Source organism: Mesorhizobium sp. CNPSo 4670 (assembly GCF_057784235.1).
Map to the genome: position 1 here is coordinate 136,829 of NZ_JBWJFQ010000006.1, position 23,995 is coordinate 160,823.

At 63.7% G+C, this 23,995-nt stretch carries 19 protein-coding genes; 13 read left to right on the forward strand and 6 right to left on the reverse strand.

The window, feature by feature from the left end; all coding sequences use genetic code 11:
- Positions 1-86: 86 nt before the first annotated feature.
- Positions 87-1,853 (forward strand): DUF998 domain-containing protein, encoded by a 1,767-nt coding sequence (locus tag AC0ZT5_RS13165; RefSeq protein ID WP_488496782.1) that lies wholly within the window; start codon positions 87-89, stop codon positions 1,851-1,853.
- On the opposite strand, the gene AC0ZT5_RS13170 is transcribed toward AC0ZT5_RS13165, so the two are convergent.
- The 3 genes from AC0ZT5_RS13170 to AC0ZT5_RS13180 form a co-directional block, all read right to left on the reverse strand.
- Positions 1,838-2,545: an SDR family NAD(P)-dependent oxidoreductase gene (locus tag AC0ZT5_RS13170; RefSeq protein WP_488496783.1), complete on the reverse strand. Its 708-nt coding sequence runs from the start codon at positions 2,543-2,545 to the stop codon at positions 1,838-1,840. The genes AC0ZT5_RS13165 and AC0ZT5_RS13170 overlap by 16 nt on opposite strands.
- A gap of 191 nt (positions 2,546-2,736) precedes the next feature.
- The gene (locus tag AC0ZT5_RS13175) at positions 2,737-4,326 is read right to left on the reverse strand and encodes a 5-guanidino-2-oxopentanoate decarboxylase (RefSeq protein WP_488496784.1); all 1,590 of its coding nucleotides are present in this window, start codon (positions 4,324-4,326) and stop codon (positions 2,737-2,739) included.
- Positions 4,323-5,171: a dimethylarginine dimethylaminohydrolase family protein gene (locus AC0ZT5_RS13180; protein ID WP_488496874.1), complete on the reverse strand. Its 849-nt coding sequence runs from the start codon at positions 5,169-5,171 to the stop codon at positions 4,323-4,325. The genes AC0ZT5_RS13175 and AC0ZT5_RS13180 overlap by 4 nt, the downstream gene beginning before the upstream one ends.
- 220 nt (positions 5,172-5,391) lie before the next feature.
- Here AC0ZT5_RS13180 and AC0ZT5_RS13185 point away from each other — a divergent pair, with 220 nt between their 5' ends.
- The 8 genes from AC0ZT5_RS13185 to AC0ZT5_RS13220 all read left to right on the forward strand — a co-directional run bounded on the left by AC0ZT5_RS13185 (position 5,392) and on the right by AC0ZT5_RS13220 (position 12,112).
- On the forward strand, positions 5,392-6,204 hold the full coding sequence (locus AC0ZT5_RS13185; RefSeq protein WP_488496875.1) for an ABC transporter ATP-binding protein: 813 nt from the start codon (positions 5,392-5,394) through the stop codon (positions 6,202-6,204).
- Positions 6,205-6,258: 54 nt separating this feature from the next.
- Positions 6,259-7,053, forward strand: coding sequence for a transporter substrate-binding domain-containing protein (locus AC0ZT5_RS13190; protein WP_095082937.1), 795 nt, complete (start codon positions 6,259-6,261; stop codon positions 7,051-7,053).
- 160 nt (positions 7,054-7,213) lie between these two features.
- Positions 7,214-7,927 (forward strand): ABC transporter permease, encoded by a 714-nt coding sequence (locus AC0ZT5_RS13195; protein ID WP_206073704.1) that lies wholly within the window; start codon positions 7,214-7,216, stop codon positions 7,925-7,927.
- Positions 7,927-8,736 carry an ABC transporter permease gene (locus tag AC0ZT5_RS13200; protein ID WP_095082939.1) on the forward strand — a complete coding sequence of 270 codons (810 nt, stop codon included), beginning with the start codon at positions 7,927-7,929 and terminating at the stop codon, positions 8,734-8,736. The genes AC0ZT5_RS13195 and AC0ZT5_RS13200 overlap by 1 nt, the downstream gene beginning before the upstream one ends.
- 91 nt (positions 8,737-8,827) lie before the next feature.
- Complete coding sequence (locus AC0ZT5_RS13205) at positions 8,828-9,829, forward strand: Ldh family oxidoreductase (RefSeq protein WP_488496876.1); 1,002 nt, start codon at positions 8,828-8,830, stop codon at positions 9,827-9,829.
- A 36-nt stretch (positions 9,830-9,865) separates the two neighbouring features.
- Positions 9,866-10,207: an Imm45 family immunity protein gene (gene imm45, locus AC0ZT5_RS13210; RefSeq protein WP_477281621.1), complete on the forward strand. Its 342-nt coding sequence runs from the start codon at positions 9,866-9,868 to the stop codon at positions 10,205-10,207.
- 314 nt (positions 10,208-10,521) lie between these two features.
- Positions 10,522-10,974, forward strand: coding sequence for a DoxX family protein (locus AC0ZT5_RS13215; protein WP_488496785.1), 453 nt, complete (start codon positions 10,522-10,524; stop codon positions 10,972-10,974).
- Positions 10,975-11,134: 160 nt separating this feature from the next.
- Positions 11,135-12,112 (forward strand): complex I NDUFA9 subunit family protein, encoded by a 978-nt coding sequence (locus tag AC0ZT5_RS13220; protein WP_488496786.1) that lies wholly within the window; start codon positions 11,135-11,137, stop codon positions 12,110-12,112.
- Between the two features lie 148 nt (positions 12,113-12,260).
- On the opposite strand, the gene AC0ZT5_RS13225 is transcribed toward AC0ZT5_RS13220, so the two are convergent.
- Entirely contained in the window at positions 12,261-13,628 is a 1,368-nt protein-coding gene (locus AC0ZT5_RS13225; protein WP_488496787.1) for a cytochrome P450, read from the reverse strand.
- A 197-nt stretch (positions 13,629-13,825) separates the two neighbouring features.
- Between AC0ZT5_RS13225 and AC0ZT5_RS13230 the strand changes: the two genes are divergently transcribed.
- The 4 genes from AC0ZT5_RS13230 (at position 13,826) to AC0ZT5_RS13245 (ending at position 20,885) form a co-directional block, all read left to right on the forward strand.
- Entirely contained in the window at positions 13,826-14,395 is a 570-nt protein-coding gene (locus AC0ZT5_RS13230) for an NADPH-dependent FMN reductase (RefSeq protein WP_488496788.1), read from the forward strand.
- 64 nt (positions 14,396-14,459) lie between these two features.
- Positions 14,460-17,117: a caspase family protein gene (locus tag AC0ZT5_RS13235; protein ID WP_488496789.1), complete on the forward strand. Its 2,658-nt coding sequence runs from the start codon at positions 14,460-14,462 to the stop codon at positions 17,115-17,117.
- A gap of 145 nt (positions 17,118-17,262) precedes the next feature.
- Positions 17,263-19,734 (forward strand): DNA topoisomerase (ATP-hydrolyzing) subunit B, encoded by a 2,472-nt coding sequence (gyrB, locus tag AC0ZT5_RS13240; protein WP_488496790.1) that lies wholly within the window; start codon positions 17,263-17,265, stop codon positions 19,732-19,734.
- Between the two features lie 239 nt (positions 19,735-19,973).
- Complete coding sequence (locus AC0ZT5_RS13245; protein WP_488496791.1) at positions 19,974-20,885, forward strand: hypothetical protein; 912 nt, start codon at positions 19,974-19,976, stop codon at positions 20,883-20,885.
- Positions 20,886-20,978: 93 nt separating this feature from the next.
- Here the strand turns inward: AC0ZT5_RS13245 and AC0ZT5_RS13250 are convergent, their stop codons facing one another.
- Complete coding sequence (locus AC0ZT5_RS13250; RefSeq protein ID WP_488496792.1) at positions 20,979-22,457, reverse strand: hypothetical protein; 1,479 nt, start codon at positions 22,455-22,457, stop codon at positions 20,979-20,981.
- 135 nt (positions 22,458-22,592) lie between these two features.
- On the reverse strand, positions 22,593-23,990 hold the full coding sequence (locus tag AC0ZT5_RS13255; RefSeq protein WP_184873197.1) for an NAD(P)(+) transhydrogenase (Re/Si-specific) subunit beta: 1,398 nt from the start codon (positions 23,988-23,990) through the stop codon (positions 22,593-22,595).
- Positions 23,991-23,995 lie beyond the last annotated feature (5 nt).

The window sequence follows — 23,995 nt, forward strand, 5'->3', positions numbered from 1 at the left end:
ATTGTCCCGCTACGGGCTCTTCGTGGTTGCCGCGTCTCTACATCGGGTCACCGGCCTTGTTCTGCTTTTGCGGAATGGCGATCTTGATGGCTGTGCTCTGGTCCCTGGGCTTCCAGCTCAATGGCGACGTGGACGACCTCGTCAAACTGCACGAAGTCCGCACCTTGCTTGAAACGGGCAACATCTTCGACCGGACGCTGCCCGGCGTTGTCCAGCCGGAGCCCTATGTCTCGCACTGGCCATGGATCGTGGACCTGCCCTATGCCGCCTTCGCGCGTCTGCTGATGCCGTTTGCCGGCTTCGAGCCGGCGCTGACGCTGGCAAGCTTTGTCGTCCCGCTGCTGCTGCTTGCGCCCGCGCTCTATTTCTACAATCGGCTCGTGATCGCAGTGGGCTTTGCCAACCCGGCCGTTGCATTGCCGCTGGCTCTGATCTTTGCCGCGCGCAGCTTTTTCGAATACGCCCCGGGACGGATCGACTACCACAATCTGCAAATACTGCTTCTGCTCGCGGCCCTGGTCTTGATGTTGTCGCAGAACCGCTTCGCTGCCTTCGTCAACGGGCTGCTGGCGGCCTTGGCGCTTGCCATCAGCGCCGAGTTCGCGCCGTTCTACGCGCTGGTGATGGCGGTCTATGCCTTTGACTGGGTATTCGGCCGCGAACGGGGTGCAGACAGGATCGCTGGCTTTGGGCTGGCATTGGCCCTGGGCGCGGTCGGCCTGTTCGCCGCGATCGTGCCGCCTTCAGCCTATTCCGCAGTCAGATGCGACACCTATTCGACCCCGCATGTGACGGCACTCGTCGCGGCCGGGCTTTCATTTGCCGTGGTGTCTTTGCTGGTCGGCCGGCGCGGCGGATGGGCGACGCGGACAGCAATCTTGCTGGTGTTCGCGGCCGTCAGCGCGGCGGCGCTGGTGATGTTGTTCCCACAATGCCTGGCCGGCCCTTATGCTTCGCTCGACGCCTATGTACGCGACAACATGCTCAACAGGATCCCTCAGGAACTGAGCCTGTTCCGGCGCCCTGATTTCGTTTTGTCGGAGAGCTTTCCCAGCATGGCGTTGCTGTTCGTCGGCGCGCTCGCCCCGGCAGTCATCTGCCTCAATCCGCAGAGCCGAAGCCGGCCGCTGGTCATCCTGTCGCTGTTCTCGCTGCTCTCGCTGGGGCTGGCGATCGGCTACTTCCGTTACTTTCGCTATCTTCCGGTCTTTTCCGGCATCGGTCTGACCTTCGTGCTGGCGAGTTTCCTGCCACCAGATGCGGGACTGGGGCGCTATTTGAAATCACGCGTGCCGGTGGGATCGCGAAGATACGCGTTAATCCTGCCCGGTTTGGTTTTGTCCGCGGCAATGGCGCTGTACCAGCTGTCGGCAAGACCATCGCAGGCAGCCATTCCCGCCGCCGAGTTCGCCGACAGTTGCGATCTCAGGCATGTTGAACCGCGGCAGGGTTGGCCTGCTGGCGCCGTCGTCCTGACGCCACCGTTGATCGGAGCGCATCTTCTGGCTCTTGCCGAAGGTCCCAAGGTGGTGACAATCCCCAACCACCCGTCGGCTCAAGGGATCGAACGGAGCTATCGCTTCCTTGATCCCTCGACCGCCGACCCGCGCACGTTTCTCGATGCGTCCAAGGCGACGCATGTCGCCCTTTGCGGGTGGAGAGGCCCACCGTCGCTAGAACTCGAAAACACCTATCCATTCGCGGCAGCGCTGATGGAGGGCCACCCGCCGTCATGGCTCAAGGAGTGTCCGACGGATGCTACCTCCCCGCTGCGGCTCTACAGCTACCGCAACGCAGATGGATCGGACGCCACCTGCCCTGTTTCGACGGTTTCTGCTCAGGCCCTGCCGTAGAGCGGCACCAGCGTTCCGCTCATCGCCTGATTGGCTGGCGAGACGAGATAGGCAATGGCTTCGGCCGCCGCTTCGAGACTGACCCATCTGCTGACATCGGCATCCGGCATATCGGCGCGGTTTGCCGGCGTGTCGAGCGTCGATGGCGCCACGGCATTGACCAGGATGCCCTTGCCTTTCAGCTCCTCGGCCATCGCCACCGTCATCGCCGCTACCGCGGCCTTGCTGGCGGCGTAGGCGACCATGCCGCTGCCGCGCCGCGGGTCGAGCCCGGCGCGCGCCGTGACATTGACGATGCGGCCCGCGATGTCCGACGCCAGCATCGAGCGCACCGCCGCGCGGCAGCACAGGAAGGCGGTGCGTGCGTTGGTGTCCATCATCTCGGCAAAGGATGCCGACTCGATCTTTTCCACCGGCGCCGCGGTGAAGCCGCCGGCCAGGTGGATCGAACCCCACAGCCCCGGAACCTGGCTGTAGAACGCCTCGACCTTGGCGGAGTCCGAGAGATCGACATTGTGCACCAGCTTGACGCGGTCATGCTCGGTAAAGGGGAAATGCCCGGGCGCCGCGGCATGGGCATTGGGCACATGGCAGATCGCGCCCTCACTCAGCAGTTTGCCGACGACCGCACCACCGAGCGCCCCGGTGCCTCCGGTCACGACAATGTGCCTGCCTTCAAGTGTTTCCGTCATCCTGGACCGCTCCTGTTATTTTTTTGATTGTGTCGCTTGTTACGCCGCCCGACGCAGAGCGTCGCGCCTTTCGCACCATCACTCAACTGATATCTCGACATGGCAGTTGTTGCGTCTTTGCATGCATCGGCCCGTCGGCCAGCCGGGTCCATGCCGGCTGAGGCACATGAAGCCCGTTGCGCCGCCACTCTTCAGTCGACTGTGATTTCGATGACGCGCGGTAGTCCGGTTGCCCGGGCGCGTTTCAACGCGTCCGCCAGGGCGTCGATATCGGCAAGCCGTTCCGCACCAAGGCCATAGGCTTCGGCCAGCTTGCAGAAATCCGGCGGCGCCGGCGACACGCCGACAGGCTCGACGCCGACATCGAGCATCGAGGTTTCGATCTCGCGGTAGCCGCGATTGTTCCAGACGACGAAGATGACCGGTGTCTGGGCATCAAGCGCGGCGCCCAGTTCCGGCAGCGTGAACTGGAAGCCGCCATCCCCCGTGAGACAGACGACCGGCGCATCGGGCACGGCAAGGGCGGCGCCGATCGCCGCCGGCGGGCCGTAGCCGAGCGCGCCGAAGCCGGTGGCGGCATTGAACCAGCCGCCGGGGCGGTCATGGTCATAGTAGAGGTTGGCGGCATAGATCGGCTGCGTCGAATCGCCCACGATGAGCGCACCCGGCAGCGTGTCGCGGATCACTTCCACGGCGCGCACCTGCGACTGCATCGTCGGACTGATCTCGGCAAAGGCCGCCTCTCGTGCAGCGGCGGCGCGCGACGGGCCGCCCTCGCTTGCAGGGACATGGCTGATTTCCAGGAGCAGCGCTTCGAACGCCTCGGCGCAATCTGCCTGAATCGAAACCGTCGCCGGGCGACGGGCCAGCTGGTCTGCACCGATATCGATGCGGATCAGATTGGCGGGCAGGACGAAACCGCCATCGCTGTAGCCGTCATAGTCGGTGGGGCCGAACTCGGTGCCGGCGGCAATGACCAGGTCCGCTTGCGCCATCAGGGCCCGCACCGCCTTCAGGCTTGGACTGGCCGGCACGCAAAGCGGATGGGCATGCAGCAGGCCGCGCGCATTGGCGGTCTCGACGACCGGCGCCCCCAGCCGTTCGGCCAGACGCCGCAACGGCGCTTCGGCCCGTTTGGCGCCGCCGCCGGCCAGGATCAACGGAGTGCGCGCGGCGGCGATGAGTTTGGCCGCGCTGGCAATTGCCGCGCCGGAAGGCGCTGGCGGTGCCGCATTGCTCAGCATGGCAGCGAGGCCATCCGCCGACTTGACCATGACGTCGGTCGGGATTTCGATATGCACCGGACCGGGCCGGGCCGATGAAAACAGCGCGAAGGCCTGCGCCAGCGCGCCGGGCAATTCTCTTGCCTCGGTGACCCGCAGCGAAGACAGCGCCACCTTCTCCATCATGCCGCGCTGGTCGGGCAGTTCATGCAGATGGCCCAGGCCCTTGCCCAGCGTCGGGGTGGCGTTGACGCCTGAGATCACCAGCATCGGCACCGAATCGGCGCGCGCCTGTCCCATGGCGGTGATGGTGTTGGTCAGGCCCGGTCCGGTGATGACGAAGGCGACGCCCGGCCTGCCGCTGGCGCGTGCATAGCCGTCGGCCATGAAGCCGGCGCCCTGCTCGTGGCGCGGCGTGACATGGCGGATATTCGAGCGCGCCAGCCCCCGATAGAGTTCGACCGTGTGCACGCCGGGAATGCCGAAGACCGTGTCGACGCCATGGGCCTCGAGCAGTGAAATGAGGGCCTCACCGACGGTCGTCCCGATGGTGGTCATTGGCGCAGCACCGGTCGCGTCAGGCAGGTCGGGCCACCCTCGCAAGCGATGCAGAGCGCATCCGCCTCGAAGGTCGAAACCGTGCAGCCGGCCGCCTGCATGGCAGCCGCCGTCCTGGGGAAGCCTGCGACGGCGATCACCTGGCGTGGCGCCGTCGGCAGCACATTGAGGCTGAGCCCGTTGGAAGCATGGAACTCATCGGCATCGCCCTCGACCAGCGTGATGCCGCGCGCCCTCAGCATCTGGTAGAAGGCGGCCGGCAGCAGAGGCGCGTAGACCAGCGCCAGATCGTCGGCGAGCGGACTGATGACCGACATCAGGTGCAGGCAGGCCTCCTCGCCGTGCCAGAGCGGCAGATCGAAGCCGAAAACCGAAATGCCCTTGGGCGACAGCAGGTTGGCGAGCTGCTGGATGCCATCCTGGTTGGTGCGCACGCCACGGCCAACGGCCAGCGTGTTTGCGTCCACCCAGACGCAGTCGCCGCCTTCCACCTGACCAGGATCATCGATGCGGCCGAGGATGGGAACGCCCAGGCGCTTGTAGGCTGCTTCGTGCAGGCCGGGCTCGGTCCGGCGCAGCGCCTTGCCCATGGCAAGAATGATCGCGCCGTGATCGGTCATCAGCGAAGGATCATGGGTGAAGACCGAATCGGCCAGCCCGTCGTCGGCATCCGTCAGCCATTCGACCTCGGCGCCGGAGGCAGAAACCAGCTGCGTCAATCGCTCATGCTGGGCGGCGGCCTTTCCCGGATCGAAGCCCGGGCCGTAGTGCCATTCCTGCGCCCTGGCATCACGCATGGCGCTGGCGGCGGACCGCATAAGCACGCGTTTCAGCGGTCCGGCCATGGACTGCGACCCGTATGATTTGCCCACTCAATTCTCCCGAGACGTCCGTTGCCGCCACTAACCACTACGGCAAGCTGTGATCAATAGTCCAAAAACCATGGTTGACGGAGGCAAGCGGAACGGTCCATCTTGAGAACGGGAACTCTGTCCAGTGACGGGTAATGGGTAAAAGAATCCAGCAGCGACGGGCTCGACCACTCCACGGAGCGTCGAAGGGATGATGGCGCAAAGCGCCGTCCCCGCACTGAAACACACGGCGCAGGACGGCGCCGCCGAAGCCATCCACGTCGAGAACCTGCACAAGAGGTTCGGTGAGCTGCATGTGCTGAAAGGCGTCTCGCTGTCGGCGCGCGACGGCGAGGTCATCGCCATCATCGGCGGCTCAGGCTCGGGCAAATCGACACTGCTGCGCTGCATCAACTGCCTAGAGAATCCGACCAGCGGCATCATCCGCGTCAATGGCGAAGAGATCAAGCTGAAGGCGGACAGCCACGGCCACACAGTTCCGGCCGACCGCAAGCAGATCGAGCGCATCCGCTCCAAGCTCGGCATGGTGTTCCAGAACTTCAACCTGTGGAGCCACATGACGCTGATCGAGAACGTCATCGAGGTTCCCGTGCATGTGCTTGGCGTCCAGCGCGATGTGGCGATCCGCGAGGCCGAGAAGCTGCTCGCCCGCGTCGGCTTGGCCGAAAAGCGCGACGTCTATCCGGCCTATCTGTCGGGCGGCCAGCAGCAGCGCGCCGCGATCGCCCGGGCGCTGGCCATCAATCCGCGCGTCATGCTGTTCGACGAGCCGACTTCGGCGCTCGATCCCGAACTGGTCGGCGAAGTGCTGAAGGTGATCGGCGATCTGGCGCGCGAAGGCCGCACCATGGTGCTGGTCACCCACGAGATGAAGTTCGCCCGCGAGGTCGCGACGCATGTCGTCTATCTCTACAATGGATTGGTCGAGGAAGAAGGACCGCCGGAGCAGATCTTCGGCGCGCCCAGATCCGAAAGACTCAAGCAGTTCATCCGCAACATCGGCTAGGACAGGCCGAGACGGAAGAAAACCGGGAACCAACAACAAACTGGGAGTCGTGAAATGAAGACTGTTCTGAAGACATTTGCCGCAGCGCTGCTGCTGGGCGTCGCCGCCATGGGCGTGGCCAAGGCCGATCCGGTCAAGATCGGCGTCGCCGCCGAGCCCTATCCACCCTTCACCTCGCCGGATGCTTCGGGCAAGTGGGTTGGCTGGGAGATCGATTTCATCGACGCCGTCTGCGCCGAAGAGAAGCTCGACTGCGTCATCACCCCGGTTGCCTGGGACGGCATCATCCCGGCGCTGACGACAAAGAAGATCGATGTCATCGCCAGCTCGATGTCGATCACCGCCGAGCGCCAGAAGACGATCGACTTCTCCGACAAATATTACAACACGCCAACCGCGATCATCGGTCCCAAGGACCAGAAATTCGGGCCCGCTCCCGCGGACCTCAAGGGTAAGGTGGTCGGGGTTCAGGTGTCGACCGTGCATGCCGTCTACGCCAAGAAGCACTTCACCGAGGCGGCCGAGATCAAGGAATACCAGACCCAGGACGAGGCCAACAACGATCTCGCCGCTGGCCGTCTCGACGCGGTGCAGGCCGATTCCATCGCGCTTGGCGAATTCCTCAAGTCGGACCAGGGCAAGGCGTGCTGCGACCTCAAGGGCATGGTGGCTCCGGACGATGAAGTGCTCGGACCGGGCGTCGGCGCCGGCGTGCGCAAGGAGGACACCGAGCTGAAGGACAAGATCAACGCCGGCATCAAGGCCATCCGCGCCAACGGCAAGTATGACGAAATCTCAAAGAAGTACTTCGATTTCGACATTTACGGCGGCCCGACACAGTCGAACTGACGTCGTCCACGCATGAGCAACAACCGCACGGCATCGCGCCGTGCGGTTTCGCCGAAACCTGTCCACGCACGCTTTCCGCTGACGAGAATTGACAGCGGCTGACGCCAGCAATTCGGGGACGACGCTGATCGACGCACTTCTTTCGGCCTCCGCGGCCGGCATCATCGAGCTTCTCTCGCCCTACCCGCCGGGCTGGGGCGGAGCTCTCTTGGTTGGATTGCTCCATTCGATCGAGATCGCGCTGGGCGCCACGTGCCTCGGCCTTCTGATCGGCACCGGAGGCGCCTATGGCAAGCTCTATGGCGGGCCGGTGGTACGCGATCTCCTGGCCGTCTACACCACCATCGTGCGCGCCGTGCCCGAACTGGTGCTGATCCTGCTGCTGTATTATGCCGGAACCGACCTGATCAACCAGGCGCTGACGGCAATGGGTTATCAGCGCGTCGACATCAGCGGTCTTGCCGCCGGCATCGCCGTGCTCGGATTTGTCCAGGGCGCCTATTCGACCGAAGTGATACGCGGCGCGATCCTGGCCATTCCGCAAGGCCAGATCGAGGCCGCCCGCGCCTATGGAATGTCTCCCGGCCTGCTGCTGCGGCGCATCACCTTGCCGGCCATGCTGCCCTTCGCCATACCGGGCCTCGCCAATCTCTGGCTGATCGCCACCAAGGACACCGCCCTGCTGGCGGTCGTCGGCTTCTATGAACTGGCGCTGGCAACGCGGCAGGCGGCGGGGGTCACCAAAGCCTATTTCACCTTCTTTTTCGCCGCCGGCGTGCTCTATCTGCTGCTGTCGCTGTTTTCCAATCTGATCATCGGCCGTATCGAGGCCTGGTCGCGGCGCGGCATGCCTTCGCTCAAGGAGGCGCGCTGATGACCGGTGAAACGGCCATTATCAATATCGTCGCGCGAACGTCGCTGTGGTTGCAGCCGCACCGCATCGTGCTGATCCTTGTGGCGTTGGGGCTGGTTCTGGGGGCCACCTTTTTCATGCGGTGGGACTGGCTGCCGCAGTATTATGAAATGGGGTTGCTCGGCATCTGGCGCTCGCTGTGGATCCTGGCCGTCACCTGCGTGCTGGGCTTCCTGCTCGCCGTGCCCCTGGGGCTGGCGCAGGCGACCGGCTCCTTCTGGTTCGCCGCACCGGCCAAGGTCTTTTGCACGGTGATTCGGGGCACGCCGCTGCTGATCCAGCTGTGGCTGCTCTACTACGGCCTGGGCTCGCTGTTTCCGCAATATCCGTGGATCCGCGAATCCTGGATGTGGCCGTATCTGCGGCAAGCCTGGCCTTATGGCGTGCTGGCGCTGACCCTCTCTTTCGCCGGTTATGAGGGCGAGGTGATGCGCGGCGCCTTTGCCGGCGTTCCCAAGGGCCAGCTCGAGGCCGCCCGTGCCTTCGGCATGACCCGCTGGAAGACATTTCGGCGCATCTGGCTGCCACAGGCGTTCTATCGTGCGCTGCCGACGCTGACCGGCGAAACCGTGTTGCAATTGAAGTCGACGCCGCTGGTGGCGACAATCAGCGTCATCGATATCTTCGCCGTTTCGTCCAAGGTGCGGCAGGACACCTACCTGACCTACGAACCCTTGCTGCTGCTGGCGCTGATCTACATGACGATCACCGGCATTCTGGTCTTCGCCTTCAGCAGGATCGAGGCGCGGATCCCCAACAAGATCGGCTAGTGAGGTGCGTGGAGCGAATAGCGGGTAGAAGCGGCGCACCGCATCCTCTATTCACTAGCCACCACTCCCTACCCACTTAGAGGCAGCCATGATGCAACTCAGTCTCGACCAGGCGAAAGGACTTTGCCGGATGGCGGCGCTCGGCGCAGGCGCCAATGAGGAAGCGGCGCAATCGCTCACCGCCTCGATCATCGCCGCCGAGTCGGAAGGGCTTTCGACCGTCGGGCTGTCGCATTTCATCGACTATCTCGAGGCGCTTGAAGCCGGACGCATCGACGGCAATGCCGACCCGGTGATCACCCGGCCGGCGCTGGCGGTCTATCTCTCCGACGCACGCGGCGGACTGGCGCATACAGGCTTCGACCGCACCATCGACGACCTCGCCAAGGCGGCAAAGCTGTTCGGTGTCGCCATCTTCTCGCAGAAGAACGCCTATACATGCGGCGCGCTCGGCTACTTCACCGGCAGGCTGGCAGAACTTGGGCTGGTGTCGTTCGCCGCCACCAATGGCCCGGCGGTGCTCGCCGGCTCAGGCTCGGTCAAGCCGGTCTACTGCACCAACCCGATGTCGTTTGCAGCACCTGCCGCCGACGGCGCGCCGCTGGTCATCGACCAGTCGTCGAGTGCTACCGCCTTCGTCAACATCCGCAAGGCGGCGGAAGACGGCAAAAAAATCCCCGAAGGCTGGGCGCTGGATGCCAGCGGCAACCCGACCACCGATCCGGCCGCCGCCATGAAGGGCGCCATGCTTGCCTTCGGCGGCCAGCGCGGCGCCAACATCGCGCTGATGGTCGAAGTGCTGGCGGCGGGCCTGTCGGGCGCCAACTGGTCGCTCGACGCGCCATGGTTCTCCGGCGGACCGGACAGCCCCGGAACCGGTCTGTTCGTGCTTGCCGTCGAGCCCAAGCTGCTCGATCCCGATTTCGAGCAGCGGATGAAGGACCAGCTCGACCGGCTGCGGCGGCGCTTCGGCGTGCATGTGCCCGGGCGTGCCCGGGCCGAAGCCGCCGAGAAGGCGCAGGCGCGGGGCATCACCGCGCCGAAGGCGGTGGTGCAGCGCATTTCCGAATTTGCCGAGCGCTATTCTTCCTGAAGCGGATGTTAGTAAGCTCGACCTGGATATCAAGAAATGATCTGGACCAAGCTGCTGGATATGCGAGACGATCAGCCTCTTTTTCGTGGATCGCTATTTCGGTACCGGAGGATGACGCCCAAAGAAGAAATCCTCGACTACATGCTTTTTGCAACGCATGAGGGGTCGGGCTTGGGTCTCGTTCGCGATTGTGGCTACGATGCAGGCAATGTTCTCGTGATTCTCCCAGAGGAAGCGAAAATGCAAGACAAGGGAGCCATTTCGCCTGAGTGGCTAAGTCGCCATTGGCAAAAATGGGTCGACCGCAGCTCCGCATCTGGCGAAGTCTGGGTTTGCACGGGTGGTCGCTCGGAGCCAGAGAAACTACCCGAAGAATAGCTGTTCGCAGCACGCCTGTTGAACCTTTTCCGGCGCGGCAACGACCAATGGGTGTCCGGGTCGGGTTTGCCCGGTCGGTGTCTTCAGTCGGATGCGTTTAGGGTCGGGGCGAGCGTATGCCGTCTCAGGTCAGCCGCCTCGTTGGACCCTGTCTCGACCGTTGCGTCACCCGGAAAACCCCGCTTCGGCGGGGTTTTCTGCGTTTCATCCTCCGCATGCGCCAAAACATGATGATGAAAGTTAACTTTTGTTAACTTGACTTGATGGGAGCCATCGGGCGTTTGCAAGGAAATATCACAAAAACAGGAGCTACGATGTCCGTGACCACCGACGCCTCCCGCGGCAAGCTGATCGTTCCAGTGCTTGGCCGCCTGTATTCGTCGCTGCATGACGCCGGTGAAACCGTTCTTCGCGTCGTCGCCGGTGCGTTTCTCACCGTGCATGGCTCGCAGAAGATCACCACCCCTTTCGGCGCCGCCGAGATGGTCGAGGGCCTCGGCTTCTATCCCGGCGCCTTGTGGTCGTTGCTTCTGGCCTGCACGGAATTTTTCGGCGGCATCTTGATTGCCATCGGCCTTTTGACGCGGCCGGCCGCCTTTGCTGGCCTGTTCGTGCTGCTGGTCACGGTCTGGTTCCACTGGGTCACTATGGGCCAAGGCTTTTCGGGTGCCGAGAAGTCGCTTTTGTGGGCTGCGATCCTGCTCTTCTTCGTCATTCGCGGCGGCAACCGTCACTCGGTCGACACCCGCATCGGCAAGGCGTTCTGACACGGTCTTGTTCTGGCGCAATTCCCAAGGAAACCGCTTCGCACTTTTCCTGGAATTGCTTGGAAACAAGGGCGGCAGCGACCACGCGTCGCCCTTTGCCTTTGGCGCGAAACGGATTATGAAACGGCTTCAGCCAAGCTTGCGAGCGCCGGAGCCAGCCATGACCGAAATCCTGCAGACCCCAAAGCTCGTCGTCGTCTTTGGCGGCTCAGGCTTTGTCGGCCGCCATGTCGTGCGCGCGCTGGCCAAGCGCGGCTATCGCATCCGGGTCGCCTGCCGGCGGCCCGATCTCGCCGGTCACCTGCAGCCGCTCGGCAATGTCGGCCAGATCCAGCCGGTACAGGCCAATGTGCGCGTCCGCTGGTCGGTCGACCGCGCCGTGCAGGGAGCCGACCATGTCGTCAACCTGGTCGCCATCCTGCATCAGAGTGGCCGGCAGAAGTTCTCCGCCGTGCATGAGTTCGGCGCCCGCGCGGTGGCCGAAGCGGCGCGCGCCGTTGGCGCCGGCCTCACCCATATCTCGGCGCTTGGCGCCGATCTGGAGTCCGAATCGGACTACGCACGCACCAAGGCGCTTGGTGAAAAGGCCGTCCTGGAGACGATCAAGGACGCCGTGATCTTCCGGCCGTCGATCATTTTCGGGCCCGAGGACAGTTTCTTCAACCGCTTCGCCGGCATGGCGCGCTATTCGCCGGTGCTGCCGCTGATCGGCGGCGGGCAGACCAAGTTCCAGCCGGTCTATGTCGGCGACGTCGCCGAAGCGGTGGCACGCTCGGTCGACGGCAAGGTCGATGGCGGCCAGATCTACGAGCTTGGCGGCCCCAAGGTGCTGACCTTCAAGGAGTGCATGGAAGAACTGCTTGACGTGATCGAACGCAAGCGCCTGCTGGTGCCGGTGCCGTGGTGGGTGGCGAATATCCAGGCCTCGATCCTCGGCCTCTTGCCCAATCCGCTGCTGACCAAGGACCAGGTGATACAGCTGCGCGAGCACAACATCGTTTCGGACGCGGCGGCCAAGGCCAACCGGATATTGGCCGGGCTTGGCATCCAGCCGCAATCGATCGCCACGATCCTGCCCAGCTACCTCTGGCGCTTCCGTGCCGCCGGCCAGTTCCAGCAGCGCAAGCCCGCGGCTTAATTCGGCATTCCTAAGGTGTGTTGAGATTCAGGTCAGGTTGAGGTCGGTGGGTTCCGAGAACCGGAGCGGGGCGTACTTGAAGGACGTGAGCACCGGAAGCGCAGAAAGCCATCGTTCGCAGGCCAGCATCACCTGAATATCGGCGCACCTAACGCGGCGTTACCTGCATCGGTAAGCCGCCTTGCGGCTGCGTGGTCAGCTTCTGCACCGGCCAGGGTTTCGTTTCGGCCGTGGTGTCGAAGCGGAAGCGCGACAGCATGATGGCGAGCGCGATAATCGCCTCCTGCATGGCGAAGCTGGCGCCGATACAGACGCGCGGGCCCGCGCCAAACGGCAGATACTGGAAGCGGTCGATCTTCTCGCGATTTCCCGGATGGAAGCGCTCAGGCAGGAAGGCGTTGGGCCGGTCCCACAGTTTCCTGTGGCGATGGACGACCCACGGCATGACCAGCACCGCGGCGTGTTTCGGGATATAAAGATCGTTCCACATTTCCGGTTCGATCGGCTCGCGGTTGATCGACGGCGCCGGCGGGTAGAGCCTCAGCGCCTCGTCGAAAGCCGCACGCGTGAACGGCATGGCGTCGAGCCATTTCGTCGGATCGGGCTCGCGCGCCAGCACCTGGTCGATCTCCTGCTCGACCCTGTCGCGCTCCCACGGCGATTCCGCGAGACAGTAAAGCGTCCAGCCGAGTGCGCGCGCCGTGGTCTCGTGGCCGGCGCCGATGAAGGTGATGATGTTGTCCTCGACCTCGGCCCGCGTCAGCCCTTCGGGGCCTTCGGCCTTGAGCAGCAGCGTCAGGAAATCCTGCGGTACGGCATCGGGATCGCGCTTGAATTTCTCTTCACGCATCTTGACCGTGTCGGTGACGATCTTGCGGAAATAGGCCATGGTCTTGCGACCACGGATGCGGGTGAGACGCGGCAACCAGTCTGGTGCGCGCAACAGGTCGAGCGGATCGACGCGGCCCATGGTCTCGAACAGGCGGTCGATTTCGTTACCGAAACTGCCCGGCTCGCCTGATATCTCGCCGGAGAACAGCGTCTCGGCCAGGATGTCGTAGGTGAGCAGTGTCATGTCATGGGCGATGTCGGACGTGCCGCCACTCTCATAGCGGGTGACGAATTCTTGCGTGCGCCTGAGCATCGGATCGGCGAAACCGAAGATGTGGCGCGGCGTGAACACCGGCGCCATCGCTTTGCGCGAACGCTTCCAGACCTCGCCCTCGGCGGTCAGCAGGCCGTCGCGCAGGATCGGCCGCAGGATCTTCTGGCGCACCGTCGCCATCTTGTAGTTCTTGGCATTGTCGACCAGCACGTGGCGGATGAGGCCGGGATCGTTGGCGACGACCAGATGTCCACCAATGCCATTCACAGAAATCCAGGGCTCGTTGTAGGTATGCTCGCCCCACAGTTCGAGCGGGTTGCGGTAGACGATGCGAATCATCTCCAGCGTCGAGGGCGGCGTCGTGCGCGGCTTCGGCGCCGGGGGAACGAAAGGGGCGGGCTGGACGTCCATAAAGTGCTCCGCTGATACCTCAATGTAGTGGCTGGCAATCCAGGCGTCCATGTGGCCGAACGGCAGCCTGAAATATGACGGCAGACAAGCTGTTCAGCCAATTGTGACCGTTCCCCTGGAAGTCCTGCCTTGTCCGCAGCCGCGCTCTGCCGTAGGTGACAGTCACCAACAGATACTGCCCATCGAAGGAGCCCGCATTGAAGCACCAGCTGAACATCATCATCGGCAGCACGCGGCCCGGCCGTGCCGGACCGGTTTTTGCCGAGTGGCTGGAGGCATTCGCGCGCGAACACGGGAAATTCGAACCGGTGCTGACCGACATCGCCGCGTTCAATCTGCCGGTTCTGGACGAGCCGCATCACCCCAAGCTTGGCAACTATCAGAACGACCACACCAAGGCCTGGTCGAAGGCGGTCGATGCCGCCGACGCCTTCGTCTTCGTGGCGCCGGAATACAATTATTTCGCCGCCCCGGCGATCATCAACGCGGTCGACTATCTCGCCCGCGAGTGGAAATACAAACCCGCCGCCATCTTCAGCTACGGCGGCGTCTCCGGCGGCCTGCGCGCAGCGCAAGCGCTCAAGCCGCTGCTGACTGCGGTGGGTGTAATGCCGATCTCCGAAGGTGTTTCCTTGCCGCTCTATCAGAAACTGCTCGAGCACGACGGCTCTTTCCGGGCCAGCGAGCAGGTGCAGGGCGGAGCCAAGACCATGCTGGACGAGCTGTTGCGCTGGAGCGAGGCCCTGAAGCCGATGCGGGCGGCCTGAAGGAGCCGGTTTTCGGCCAAAGACCCGGCTTGCTCGCGCCATAAAGTGGTGGAATGGTTGGCGAATGACTGAGCCGGGGGGGCGGTTCGACTTGCGCTTGCTGTTTGCCTTGCTGCTGATGCTTACGACCACCGCCACCGCGGTGGCGGAGCGGCGCGTGGCGCTGGTCATTGCCGACGACGATTATCGTCTGGTCAGGCCGCTCGCCAATCCGATCAATGACGGCGAGGCGATGGAAGCGTCGCTGAAGAAGCTCGGCTTCGAGGTCGTTCTCGAAACCAACCGCGATCTCCAAAGCATGCGCCGCGCGCTCGACGATTTTCGTCAGGATGGGAAAGGCGCCGATGTGGCGCTGGTCTACTTCTCCGGCCATGGCGTCGAAATCTCAGGCGACAACCGGCTGCTGCCGATCGATGCCGATGCCTCTTCGCTCGATGCGCTGGAGCAGACCAGCCTGCCTCTTGAAGAGGTGCGCGACGCGGTCGCCGCCACCGCCAAGGTCGGGCTGATCGTGCTCGACGCCTGCCGCAGCGATCCGTTCTCGGGAAGCAGCGGCGAAGGGCGCGGCGCGGCGCGGCTGGCAAAGGATATCACTGAGAAGGTCAAGCCCGGGCTTGGCCGGATCGGCCGCGCCGAAAACATCCTGTTCGCGTTCTCGGCCGCCCCCGGCGAGACGGCGGCCGACGGAACCGGCCAGAATTCACCGTTCACGACGGCGTTGACCAAATATCTCGGCACCGACGGTCTCGAGATCCGCTCGGTGCTGACTTTGGTTCAGCAGGAGGTCTATGACCTGTCGCGTGGAAAGCAGCTGCCCTATGTCGAGAGCGGCCTGCCGAAACTGTTCTTTGCCGCGGCAGCCAAGGAACAACTGCCGGAGCGCGAACGCCTGCTGCTCGCCATGGCCGACGTGACGCCGGACATGCGCGGCCAGGTCGAGCAGATCGCCAGCGACGCCGACATGCCGCTGGCGCCGCTCTATGGCGCGTTGATCGGTTCCGATGCCAGCCATTTGTCGGCCGACAGTCTGAACGCCAGGCTGCGCGAGGCGGCCGACGCGTTCGTCAAGGTGCGCAGCGAAATGAAAACGCTCGCCTCCGACGATCCGCAAGTGACGGAACTGCGCCGACAGGCCGAGGAGCAGCTGTCGCTAGGCGCCTTCGATGGCGCACGCGCGATCCTCGCCAAGGCCGCCGACATCGACAAAACCTCGCGCAACGCGCTGAAGGCCAACTTCGTCGGCCGCACGCTTTCCGAAGCCGCGACGCGTTTTCTCTCAGGTGGTGCGGCGCGTGCCGACCTCGACTACGCCACGGCCATCAGCGACTATGAATCGGTGCTGGCACTCTATGGCGAGGCCGGGCAGACCTCACTCAGCCTGGAACAGGCCGACCGCCAGAGCCGCACGCTGGAGGAACTCGGTACCCTCTATACGACGGTTGGCAATGTCGAGGCGGCCGGCCGCGCCTTCTCAGCACTGTTGGCCAACCTCGAGCAGCGGTCGCGTCAGGAAACTGATCCCAGCGTCAAGCGCGATCTCGCCATCAGCCATATCAAGCTCGCCAACGTAAGGATGGCGCAAGTCGACCTGCCAACCTCCCTGGAAAACTATGAGGCGGCCAGGGACATGCTGCAGGACCTGACCACAAGCGTGCCGGACAAGAAAGACTGGCTCGGCGATCTTGCCATGGCAAACGACAAGATCGGCAACGTGCTGGCGACGCAAGGCGATGTGGGCGCCGCCGCCCAAGCCTATCAACAAAGCCTCTCGATCAAGCAACAGTTGGCCGATGCGGAGCCGGGCCGCGCCGATCTGCTCAATGATCTGACAATCACCTACGACGAAATCGGCGACCTTGCCCGTACCGCCGGTCAGTTGGACGGCGCCCAGACAGCGTTTGAAGAGAGCCTGAGAATTCGGCTGGCGCTGGCCGAGAACAAGCCCGATGACGCGCGGCTCCAACGCGCTGTCTCAGTCAGCCAAACCAAGATCGGTGATCTGCTGCGGGAGCGCGGCGACGCCGCCGGTGCGCTCGCGGCCTTCAACAAGAGCCAGGCGATCGCCGAAGACTTGGCGCGCCGCGACCCCAACGCTACCGACTTGAAGCGCGACCTGTCGATTGGTTACTCCAAAATCGGCAATGCTTACAGCGACCAGAAGGATTGGCCGCGCGCGCTGGAGGCCCACCAGCAGGCGCTGGCCACGGCGCGCGACCTTGCCGCCATCGATCCCGGCAACACGGACTGGCAGCGCGACCTGTCGGTGTGTCTCGAGCGGGTCGCCGAGGTGCTTAGAGTGCAGGGCGATGCCAGCGGTGCCCTGCAAAACTATCAGGACAGCCTTGCTATAGCCGTCCGGCTGGCCAAGCTGGATCCTGCCAATTTGAACTGGCAACGCGATGTTTCGATCACCCTGCAGAAGATCGGGTATCTGGAAACCGACCGACGTCACTTTGAGGGTTCCAAGGCGGCCTTCGAGGCCAGCCTCGCTATTGCCCAGAAATTGGCCCAGTCCGATCCGAACAATGCGATCTGGCAAATCGATCTGGCGCGCGCCTACGTCGCCTATGCCTATGTGGCGAGGGATCCGAAGGCCGCGCTGACCACGGCGCTCAACCTAACGCTGGAGCTCGACCGGACGGGGCGGCTGGCGCCCGGAGACAAATTCATGATCAAATATTTGCGCAGCCTCCTCGCCAAATCCGGCGCTCGAAAAAAATAGCCGGCTGCCGGCTCGGGATTCACCCCGGAAATGCCTGCAAACCTTGGAAAAACCGCCTTTAGCGCCTATATCTAGGCAATATCAGAGGCGCGATTCGGTGCCGATTTTTAGCACCGTGCAAGCGGCATCCAGACAACAGGTTTTCATGAGCGATCAGATCGACAACAACAACGGCGCTGAAGCCGAATACGGCGCCGATTCCATCAAGGTTTTGAAGGGGTTGGATGCTGTCCGCAAACGCCCCGGCATGTACATCGGCGACACCGACGACGGTTCCGGCCTGCATCACATGGTCTACGAGGTGGTCGACAACGCCATCGACGAGGCCCTGGCCGGTCATGCCGACCTCGTCACCGTGACGCTCAACCCCGATGGTTCGGTCACCGTGATCGACAATGGCCGCGGCATTCCGACCGATATCCACACCGGCGAAGGCATTTCCGCTGCCGAAGTGATCATGACGCAGCTGCACGCCGGCGGCAAGTTCGACCAGAATTCCTACAAGGTGTCGGGCGGCCTGCATGGCGTCGGCGTCTCGGTGGTCAACGCGCTTTCGGCATGGCTGAAGCTCAAGATCCGCCGCAACGGCCAAATCTTCGAGATGAGCTTCACGCATGGCAATGCCGACGCGCCGCTGAAGGCGACGGGCAGCTATGAGCAAAACAAGGTTGCCGGCACCTATGAAGGACGCAGCGGCAGCGAGATCACCTTCTTCCCGTCGGCCGAAACCTTCACCATGGTCGAGTTCGACTTCGGCACGCTGGAACATCGGCTGCGCGAGCTTGCCTTCCTCAACTCCGGCGTGCGCATCGTTTTGACCGATGCCCGCCATGCCGACGTCGTGCGCCACGAGCTGCACTATGATGGCGGGCTGGAAGAGTTCGTCAAATATCTCGACCGGGTCAAGAAACCGCTGATCGACAAACCGATCGCCATCAAGGCCGAGCGCGACGGCATCACCGTCGAGGTGGCGATGTGGTGGAATGACAGCTACCACGAGAACGTGCTGGCCTTCACCAACAACATCCCGCAGCGCGACGGCGGCACCCATCTCGCCGGTTTCCGCGGTGCGCTGACCCGTCAGGTCACCGGCTATGGCGACTCCTCGGGCCTGACCAAGAAGGAAAAGGTCTCGCTGATCGGCGACGATTGCCGCGAGGGCCTGACGGCGGTGCTGTCGGTCAAGGTTCCCGATCCAAAGTTCTCCTCACAAACCAAGGACAAGCTGGTCTCGTCGGAGGTCCGTCCGGTGGTCGAAGGGCTGGTCAACGAAGCGCTCGGGACCTGGCTGGAGGAACACCCGAGCGAGGGCAAGGTGGTCATCGAGAAGGTGATCCAGGCCGCGGCGGCACGTGAAGCCGCGCGCAAGGCGCGCGACATCACCCGCAAGAGCTCGCTCGGCGTCACCTCGCTGCCCGGCAAGCTGGCCGACTGCCAGGAACGCGACCCGGCGAAATCCGAGATCTTCATCGTCGAGGGCGATTCCGCCGGCGGCTCGGCCAAGGGCGGCCGTTCGCGCCAGAACCAGGCGATCCTGCCGCTGCGCGGCAAGATCCTCAATGTCGAGCGGGCACGCTTCGACCGCATGCTCGGCTCCGACATGATCGGCACGCTGATCACCGCGCTCGGTACCTCGATCGGCAAGGACGAGTTCAACGCCGACAAGCTGCGCTACCACAAGATCATCCTGATGACCGACGCCGACGTCGACGGCGCCCACATCCGCACCTTGCTGCTCACCTTCTTCTTCCGGCAGATGCCGGAACTGATCGAGCGCGGCCATCTCTACATCGCCCAGCCGCCGCTCTACAAAGTGACCCGCGGCAAGAGCTCGCAATACATCAAGGACGAGAGCGCCTTCGAGGAGTTCCTGATCGGCTCGGGACTCGAGGAAGCATCGCTTTCGCTCGGCTCCGGCGAGGTTCGCACCGGACAGGACCTGCGCAGCGCCATCGACGATGCGCTGGCGGTGCGCCAGCTGATCAACGGGCTGCACACGCGCTACAACAGAGGCGTGGTCGAACAGGCGGCGATCGCCGGCGGGCTCAACCCCGACGTCTTCACAGATCTCGGCCGCGCCGATGCCATGGCGGAGCGGATTGCAAAACGCCTCGACATCATCGCCGAGGACACCGAGCGCGGCTGGACCGGCCGCATGTCGACTTCGAACGAAGGCGTCGGCGGCTATGTGTTCGAGCGTACGGTGCGCAGCGTCAAGGAATACGCGCATCTCGACCTGGCGCTGATCAATTCGGCCGATGCACGGCAGCTCGACCGCTACGCACAGCGCCTCAGCGAGGTCTACGGGACGCCGCCGGTGCTGCGCCGCAAGGATGTCGCCGAAACCATCTCGGGGCCGCTGGCGCTGCTCAACGCCGTCTTTGCGACCGGCCGCAAGGGCCTGACCATGCAGCGCTACAAGGGTCTCGGCGAGATGAACGCCGAGCAGCTCTGGGAAACCACGCTCGACCCGAATGTGCGCTCGCTGCTGCAGGTCAAGGTCAACGACGCCACCGACGCCGACAGCCTTTTCTCGCGGCTGATGGGCGACGAGGTGGAGCCGAGGCGGGAGTTCATCCAGGACAACGCCTTGTCGGTCGCCAACCTGGACATTTGATCTTCACGGATATTGATCTCCGGCATTGGCGCGCTGCGGCGCGCCAATTGTTCCATCGGAGGCAAACAAAATCATTTCATAACCCGCCGGAACGGAAGCTCCCGAGGGACATTGTGACAGTATCGATCACAATTTCTCACAGGAGGCCTTCATGGGACGCGGTATCTTGCTCTGGCTACTTGGAATCCCGATTCCAATTATCATTCTGATTATGCTTTTCGTACGGTAGGGGGAAGTTCATGCAGTCCACCCTATCGGCTGTCGACGTTTCCGCTTCTACTGAATCCTCAACTCCCGCCGTCAGTTGGGGACCAATCATCGCCGGTGCCTTCGCGGCCTCGACGTTGACCTTGATCCTCATGCTGCTCGGCTCAGGGCTGGGGCTGACCATGGTGTCACCCTGGTCGGGCTCAGGCGCATCGGTCACCACATTCGCGGTGTCCACCGCTATCTGGCTGATCATCGTGCAATGGCTGTCCTCCGGTGTCGGCGGCTACCTTGCAGGGCGCCTGCGCACCAAATGGGTCGGCATCCATACCGACGAGGTCTATTTCCGTGACACCGCCCACGGCTTCCTCGCCTGGGCATTGGCCACCTTGCTCGTCGTCGGGGTGCTTGGCTCGGCTCTGTCCGCTGCGCTGGGGTCGGGCGTGCAGGCGGTCTCGACCGTCGCTTCGGGTGCAGCCATGGGCGCGTCAGCCGGTGCTTCCGCCAACGGCGTTTCGCCCGACAATGCGACGTCTTATCTGGTGGATTCGCTGTTCCGCCCGGCCGATGCAGGCAAGCTCACGGCGGCCAATCCGGACAGCGATGCCGCCGCGGTTGGGCAAGCCTCGCGCATCCTGATCGCCAGCGCTGCTGCCGGCGAGATTTCGGCCGACGACAAGACCTATCTGTCGCAACTGGTCGCTGCCCGCACCGGACTCTCGGAAGCAGATGCCAAGGCGCGGGTCGACGCGATCCTTGCCAAGGCTCAGGACGCCAAGGTCAAGGCGCAGCAGGCTGCCGACACCGCCAGGAAAGGTAGCGCGACCTTTGCGCTGCTTGGTGCGCTGTCGCTGGCCATCGGTGCCTTTATCGCAAGTGCTGCGGCGGCCCTCGGCGGCAGGCAGCGCGACGACGAGGAGGCGGTGTTCCTGACCGGCCGCTGATTCTGGGGCCGAAGCAAATCAATCCACTCCGGGCCAAGCCCGGAGTGGATTTCTGTTTGAATTGCCGTGCAGCGCGGTGGGATCTCTCTGTTCTTATCGTTTGGCAGTCGCCGGCGCTTGGCTTGGCTCCAGCTTGCGGCCAAGATCGACAGCGTCGCGCAATACGGCAAGATGCGTGCGTGGCACAACGCCTGCCGACGCGGCGACCTCGACGCCGGTTGCCGCCAGCGACCAATAGAGCGTATGCGTGAAGATGCGGCCGAGGGAGCCGTGCAACTCGACCTGGACGTTGTCCACGCCGGGGCCGAAATTCTCGGTCATCGGTCCGGAAATCGGGTCGCCGGTCAGCCAGCCATTGCCCCTGTCGAAGATGTTGGTCCATCGCGTTGCGGCAAACACCGCGCCATGGTGCACCGCCCGTTTCGGTTTGCCTGAAGGACTGCGCCCTTGCTGATAGAGGATAGAGCCGCCGCCGGCCGCCCCTTCGGCGATTGGCGGACAGGCCGAGAACAGTCGCTCGGCAATGCCGCGCCGGAACTCGGCGAGATCATGTGTCACCAGAAACTCACTGTGGGTCAGCGGACTGCCGAGCGTGACGAAATCACTGATCTTCCACGGCTGCGGATGGTCGGGGTCTTTCGTCCGCAGCTGTCGGTATAGCTCCCACTGATCACGCCGGAAACTGGCGAGGTCGTCCAGCCTATCCGGCCATGAGGAACCGTCGGAACTGAGCGTCGCCTTGTCGATGGCGCGGATCGCCTTCAATTTGGTCTTGTCGCGGATAGCCTCCAGTTTTCGGGGCCTGAAATCGGCCCACAATATCTGCAAGAGATCATAGGCGATCATCGACCCCAGACTGTGCGAGACGAGCACGATCCGGTCGTAGGTGTCGTCCAACATCAGGCGCTTCAGCAGCCTCAGGCCACGGTCACGGATCAGCGCGCGCTTCTCGACCGTCGCCGCTTCCGCACGCACATAGGCGGCGACATCGCCGAAATAGGGAAGGCCGAACCGGTCGACCGACCAGATAACGAATGAGGCCAGGATCGTGACGAGCACGCCGGCGGCCCAGGACATGTAGCCTTGCCAAACCGACGTCGCCAGCGCCAGCGTCGCGCACAGGACGACGATGACGGCAACGAGGGTGACGAGATAGAGCTTGCGGGCGTCGCGCGGAATGTCGGCGGGCTTGCGCCACAGCAGGTTCGTCACCCAGGCCGCGAGCCGGCCCCGTGTCGTGCCTTGCGTGATGTCGGCCCAGTAAAGCTCGTAGAAATCGGTGCGACGGCCATCGACATCGTAAGGCGTCGTGATGCGGCGAAGTTCGTACGAATTTGTCCGGCTGTCGGGTGTGATCCAGCTCTGGTTGATCTTCGCGCCAGCGGGGTCGGCCGGATCGGCGACATGGGCATAAAACGGCGCACGGGCGGGGTCATGGCTCCAGACCGCCTGGACAAAGCCCCGCAGCGTATCCATGGGCCGCTGTTCGCCCATGCCATGCACGATCACCACCGCCTGGCTGAGCTTGCGCGGCGCTTTTGGGGTGGCCTGCGATGCTATGGGGTCGGGCACCAACGTCTCCGTTGACGACAATCCCGTCGACGGGACGGGCATTCGTCATCGTAGCCCCGAAACCGCCGTCAAGCCAAGAAAAAGGCCGGCGCGAGGCCGGGCGTTTCTTGGCGTGTCTCTGCGCTGATCCGCCGATCAGTGATCCATGGCCTTGACGATCTCCTCGGTCATCTTCTTGGCGTCGCCGAGCAGCATCATGGTGCCGTCCTTGTAGAACAGCGTGTTGTCGATGCCGGCATAGCCGGAGCCGAGCGAGCGCTTGACGAACAGGCAGGTGCGGGCCTTGTCGACGTCGAGGATCGGCATGCCGTAGATCGGCGAGGACTTGTCATCGCGGGCGGACGGGTTGGTGACGTCGTTGGCGCCGATGACATAGGCGACGTCGGCCTGCGCGAATTCGGAGTTGATGTCCTCGAGCTCGAACACCTCGTCGTAGGGCACGTTGGCCTCGGCCAAGAGCACGTTCATGTGGCCAGGCATGCGGCCGGCGACAGGATGAATGGCGTACTTGACGTCGACACCGTTGGCCTTGAGCTTGTCAGCCATCTCGCGCAGCGCGTGCTGAGCCTGGGCAACCGCCATGCCGTAGCCCGGCACGATGATGACCTTCTGCGCGTTCATCATCAGATAGGCCGCATCGTCGGCCGAACCCTGCTTGACCGTGCGCTCGATGCCGTCATCCGCCGCTGCCGCCGTCTCGCCGCCAAAGCCACCGAGGATGACCGAGATGAAGGAGCGGTTCATGCCCTTGCACATGATGTAGGACAGGATCGCGCCGGACGAGCCGACCAGCGCACCGGTGATGATGAGCGCCAGATTGCCGAGCGTGAAGCCAAGGGCGGCCGCTGCCCAACCGGAATAGGAGTTGAGCATCGAGACGACGACCGGCATGTCGGCGCCGCCGATCGGAATGATGAGCAGGATACCCAGCACCAGCGATGCGGCGACGATCAGCCAGAACACCAGCTTCGATTCCGTGCCGACCAGAAGCACGATCAGCACGATCAAAGCGATGCCAAGGGCGGCGTTGATGAAGTGCCGGCCGCCGATCATGATCGGCTTGCCCGACATGCGTCCGTCGAGCTTCAGGAAGGCGATGACCGAGCCAGTGAAGGTGATGGCGCCGATGGCAACGCCAAGGCTCATCTCGATCAGGGCCTGGGCATGGATGTCGCCGGCCGTGCCGATGCCGAAGCTTTCCGGCGCATAGATGGCTGCTGCCGCCACCATGACGGCGGCAAGGCCGACCAGCGAGTGGAAGGCAGCTACCAACTGCGGCATCGAGGTCATGGCGATGCGGCGCGCGGTGATGGCGCCGACACCGCCACCGATGGCGAGGCCAAGCACGATCAGGCCGAAACGGCCGGCCGACGGGGTTGCCAGCGCCAGCGTGGTGGCGATGGCGATGCCCATGCCGATCATGCCGTAGAGGTTGCCCTGGCGGCTGGTGGTCGGATGCGACAGGCCACGCAGCGCCATGATGAACAGGACGCCGGAAACCAGATAGAGGAAGGACGCGAAGTTGGCGTTCATGGCGC

Bases quoted from the DNA above. Each gene is read 5' to 3' on its own strand.
- AC0ZT5_RS13165 (WP_488496782.1), top strand. From the start codon at position 87: ATGGCTGTGCTCTGGTCCCTGGGCTTCCAGCTCAATGGCGACGTGGAC.
- AC0ZT5_RS13170 (WP_488496783.1), bottom strand. From the start codon at position 2,545: ATGACGGAAACACTTGAAGGCAGGCACATTGTCGTGACCGGAGGCACC.
- AC0ZT5_RS13175 (WP_488496784.1), bottom strand. From the start codon at position 4,326: ATGACCACCATCGGGACGACCGTCGGTGAGGCCCTCATTTCACTGCTC.
- AC0ZT5_RS13180 (WP_488496874.1), bottom strand. From the start codon at position 5,171: ATGGCCGGACCGCTGAAACGCGTGCTTATGCGGTCCGCCGCCAGCGCC.
- AC0ZT5_RS13185 (WP_488496875.1), top strand. From the start codon at position 5,392: ATGGCGCAAAGCGCCGTCCCCGCACTGAAACACACGGCGCAGGACGGC.
- AC0ZT5_RS13190 (WP_095082937.1), top strand. From the start codon at position 6,259: ATGAAGACTGTTCTGAAGACATTTGCCGCAGCGCTGCTGCTGGGCGTC.
- AC0ZT5_RS13200 (WP_095082939.1), top strand. From the start codon at position 7,927: ATGACCGGTGAAACGGCCATTATCAATATCGTCGCGCGAACGTCGCTG.
- AC0ZT5_RS13205 (WP_488496876.1), top strand. From the start codon at position 8,828: ATGCAACTCAGTCTCGACCAGGCGAAAGGACTTTGCCGGATGGCGGCG.
- imm45 (WP_477281621.1), top strand. From the start codon at position 9,866: ATGATCTGGACCAAGCTGCTGGATATGCGAGACGATCAGCCTCTTTTT.
- AC0ZT5_RS13215 (WP_488496785.1), top strand. From the start codon at position 10,522: ATGTCCGTGACCACCGACGCCTCCCGCGGCAAGCTGATCGTTCCAGTG.
- AC0ZT5_RS13220 (WP_488496786.1), top strand. From the start codon at position 11,135: ATGACCGAAATCCTGCAGACCCCAAAGCTCGTCGTCGTCTTTGGCGGC.
- AC0ZT5_RS13225 (WP_488496787.1), bottom strand. From the start codon at position 13,628: ATGGACGTCCAGCCCGCCCCTTTCGTTCCCCCGGCGCCGAAGCCGCGC.
- AC0ZT5_RS13235 (WP_488496789.1), top strand. From the start codon at position 14,460: ATGACTGAGCCGGGGGGGCGGTTCGACTTGCGCTTGCTGTTTGCCTTG.
- gyrB (WP_488496790.1), top strand. From the start codon at position 17,263: ATGAGCGATCAGATCGACAACAACAACGGCGCTGAAGCCGAATACGGC.
- AC0ZT5_RS13245 (WP_488496791.1), top strand. From the start codon at position 19,974: ATGCAGTCCACCCTATCGGCTGTCGACGTTTCCGCTTCTACTGAATCC.
- AC0ZT5_RS13255 (WP_184873197.1), bottom strand. From the start codon at position 23,990: ATGAACGCCAACTTCGCGTCCTTCCTCTATCTGGTTTCCGGCGTCCTG.